Origin of the sequence: Psychrobacter sp. CAL346-MNA-CIBAN-0220 (genome assembly GCF_040309805.1) — a bacterium.
In the GTDB taxonomy this organism is placed as follows: Bacteria; Pseudomonadota; Gammaproteobacteria; order Pseudomonadales; family Moraxellaceae; genus Psychrobacter.
The window spans coordinates 1-276 of sequence record NZ_JBEOPF010000211.1; the positions used below are offsets into that span (position 1 = coordinate 1).

The window sequence follows — 276 nt, forward strand, 5'->3', positions numbered from 1 at the left end:
GGGCGACGCCGTTGCCTTTATTTATTCATCCAGATAATGCCTTTTATATATTCGGTCCGGAAGACGGCACTATTCCACAGCAATTAATTGATGCTGCTGATGATGTTGTGTATGTACCGACTGTAGGGTGTATGAATTTAGCTGCATCTGTGAATGTTTTGCTCTATGACCGTTTGGCTAAAACGAGTCAAATTAAAGCTGATGATGAATTAATTAAGCAAAGTCGTGACAATAATAATCGCACCAAAGTGAAACACTGGTTGAAGTCACTTTGAT

General features: G+C 39.5%; 1 pseudogene. It reads left to right on the forward strand.

The annotated features are described in order from the left end of the window. Positions 1–275, forward strand: a pseudogene (locus AAEY88_RS13360) (hypothetical protein); the annotation flags it as partial. Position 276 lies beyond the last annotated feature (1 nt).